Source organism: Arthrobacter sp. 05T410, assembly GCF_056396505.1.
In genome coordinates this window covers 1-3,224 of record NZ_JBFTLP010000041.1, presented here as the reverse complement: position 1 = coordinate 3,224, position 3,224 = coordinate 1, and the positions used below count along the sequence as shown (strand labels likewise).

Sequence of the window (3,224 nt, the reverse complement as noted above, 5' to 3'; positions counted from 1 at the left end):
GGTGGTTTCTGTGGTTYTCTCGAAAATTACTCCTTGATCTTTTGTGGTCAAGTTTTTAAGAGCACACGGTGGATGCCTTGGCATTAGGAGCCGAAGAAGGACGTAGGAATCTGCGATAAGCCTGGGGGAGTCGATAACCGGACTGTGATCCCAGGGTGTCCGAATGGGGAAACCCCGCCAGGGGCGCGAGCTGCCTGGTGACCCGCATCTGAACACATAGGGTGCGTGGAGGGAACGCGGGGAAGTGAAACATCTCAGTACCCGCAGGAAGAGAAAACAATAGTGATTCCGTCAGTAGTGGCGAGCGAACGCGGATCAGGCTAAACCGTTCCATGTGTGATAGCCGGCGGGCGTTGCATGGTCGGGGTTGTGGGACTTCCCACTCCAGCTCTGCCGGGCTGGGAAGGTGAGAGTGCAGGCATAGGTGAACGGTCTTGAAAGGCCGGCCGTAGAGGGTGTGAGCCCCGTAACCGAAATGTTGTGCACCGCCTGGTGAAGTATCCCAAGTAGCACGGGGCCCGAGAAATCCCGTGCGAATCTGTCAGGACCACCTGATAAGCCTAAATACTCCCTAATGACCGATAGCGGACCAGTACCGTGAGGGAAAGGTGAAAAGTACCCCGGGAGGGGAGTGAAACAGTACCTGAAACCGTGTGCTTACAATCCGTCGGAGCCTCCGCGAGCGATCGTGTAGGGGTGACGGCGTGCCTTTTGAAGAATGAGCCTGCGAGTTAGTGTTACGTCGCGAGGTTAACCCGTGTGGGGAAGCCGTAGCGAAAGCGAGTCTGAATAGGGCGTTGCAGTGGCGTGATCTAGACCCGAAGCGAAGTGATCTACCCATGGCCAGGTTGAAGCGACGGTAAGACGTCGTGGAGGACCGAACCCACTTCAGTTGAAAATGGAGGGGATGAGCTGTGGGTAGGGGTGAAAGGCCAATCAAACTTCGTGATAGCTGGTTCTCCCCGAAATGCATTTAGGTGCAGCGTTGCGTGTTTCTTACCGGAGGTAGAGCTACTGGATGGCTAATGGGCCCTACAAGGTTACTGACGTCAGCCAAACTCCGAATGCCGGTAAGTGAGAGCGCAGCAGTGAGACTGTGGGGGATAAGCTTCATAGTCGAGAGGGAAACAGCCCAGACCACCAACTAAGGCCCCTAAGCGTGTGCTAAGTGGGAAAGGATGTGGAGTTGCGAAGACAACCAGGAGGTTGGCTTAGAAGCAGCCATCCTTAAAAGAGTGCGTAATAGCTCACTGGTCAAGTGATTCCGCGCCGACAATGTAGCGGGGCTCAAGTACACCGCCGAAGTTGTGGATTTCAGACATTAGCCAAGCCCTTGTGGTTCAGGCGTCTGGAGTGGTAGGGGAGCGTCGTGTGGGCAGTGAAGTCGCGGTGGAAACCAGCGGTGGAGCCTACACGAGTGAGAATGCAGGCATGAGTAGCGAAAGACGGGTGAGAAACCCGTCCGCCGGATGATCAAGGGTTCCAGGGTCAAGCTAATCTGCCCTGGGTAAGTCGGGACCTAAGGCGAGGCCGACAGGCGTAGTCGATGGACAACGGGTTGATATTCCCGTACCGGCGAAAAACCGCCCATGCTGAACAGGGGATACTAACCGCCCGAAACCTGCCCTAGCACCCTTCGGGGTGTGTGGGTTTTGGTGGAGCGCGGGACCTGATCCTGGGAGGCAAGCGTATTAACAGGTGTGACGCAGGAAGGTAGCCGAGCCGGGCGATGGTTGTCCCGGTCTAAGGATGTAGGGCGAACGGTAGGCAAATCCGCCGTTCATGATGCCTGAGATCTGACGGGACCCCCGTATGGGGGGATTCGGTGATCCTATGCTGCCGAGAAAAGCATCGACGCGAGGTTTTAGCCGCCCGTACCCCAAACCGACACAGGTGATCAGGTAGAGAATACTAAGGCGATCGAGAGAATTATGGTTAAGGAACTCGGCAAAATGCCCCCGTAACTTCGGGAGAAGGGGGGCCCCAACCTTGAACACCACTTGCTGGTGGGAGGGGATCGGGGCCGCAGAGACCAGGGGGAAGCGACTGTTTACTAAAAACACAGGTCCGTGCGAAGTCGCAAGACGATGTATACGGACTGACTCCTGCCCGGTGCTGGAAGGTTAAGAGGACCGGTTAGCCGCAAGGCGAAGCTGAGAATTTAAGCCCCAGTAAACGGCGGTGGTAACTATAACCATCCTAAGGTAGCGAAATTCCTTGTCGGGTAAGTTCCGACCTGCACGAATGGAGTAACGACTTCCCCGCTGTCTCAACCATAAACTCGGCGAAATTGCAGTACGAGTAAAGATGCTCGTTACGCGCAGCAGGACGGAAAGACCCCGAGACCTTTACTATAGTTTGGTATTGGTGTTCGGAGTGGCTTGTGTAGGATAGGTGGGAGACGTTGAAGCCCGGACGCCAGTTCGGGTGGAGTCATCGTTGAAATACCACTCTGGTCACTTTGGACATCTAACTTCGGCCCGTAATCCGGGTCAGGGACAGTGCCTGATGGGTAGTTTAACTGGGGCGGTTGCCTCCTAAAAAGTAACGGAGGCGCCCAAAGGTTCCCTCAGCCTGGTTGGCAATCAGGTGTCGAGTGTAAGTGCACAAGGGAGCTTGACTGTGAGAGAGACATCTCGAGCAGGGACGAAAGTCGGGACTAGTGATCCGGCGGTACATTGTGGAATGGCCGTCGCTCAACGGATAAAAGGTACCTCGGGGATAACAGGCTGATCTTGCCCAAGAGTCCATATCGACGGCATGGTTTGGCACCTCGATGTCGGCTCGTCGCATCCTGGGGCTGGAGTAGGTCCCAAGGGTTGGGCTGTTCGCCCATTAAAGCGGTACGCGAGCTGGGTTTAGAACGTCGTGAGACAGTTCGGTCCCTATCCGCTGCGCGCGCAGGAAATTTGAGAAGGGCTGTCCTTAGTACGAGAGGACCGGGACGGACGAACCTCTGGTGTGTCAGTTGTACTGCCAAGTGCACCGCTGATTAGCTACGTTCGGATGGGATAACCGCTGAAAGCATCTAAGCGGGAAGCTCGCTTCGAGATGAGATTTCCATACACCTTGTGTGTGAGAGGCCCCCAGCCAGACCACTGGGTTGATAGGCCGGATGTGGAAGCGAGGACTAACGACTCGTGAAGCTGACCGGTACTAATAGGCCGATAACTTACACCACACACTCTTCCCGTGAACGGATTCAAAAGACGTTCACACCAGGG

Annotated in this window: 1 rRNA gene; it reads left to right on the top strand. The window is 55.5% G+C overall.

From position 1 onward, the window contains the following. The first annotated feature begins 45 nt into the window (after positions 1 to 45). A 23S ribosomal RNA gene (locus tag AC1DFR_RS22265) occupies positions 46 to 3,181 on the top strand. Positions 3,182 to 3,224 lie beyond the last annotated feature (43 nt).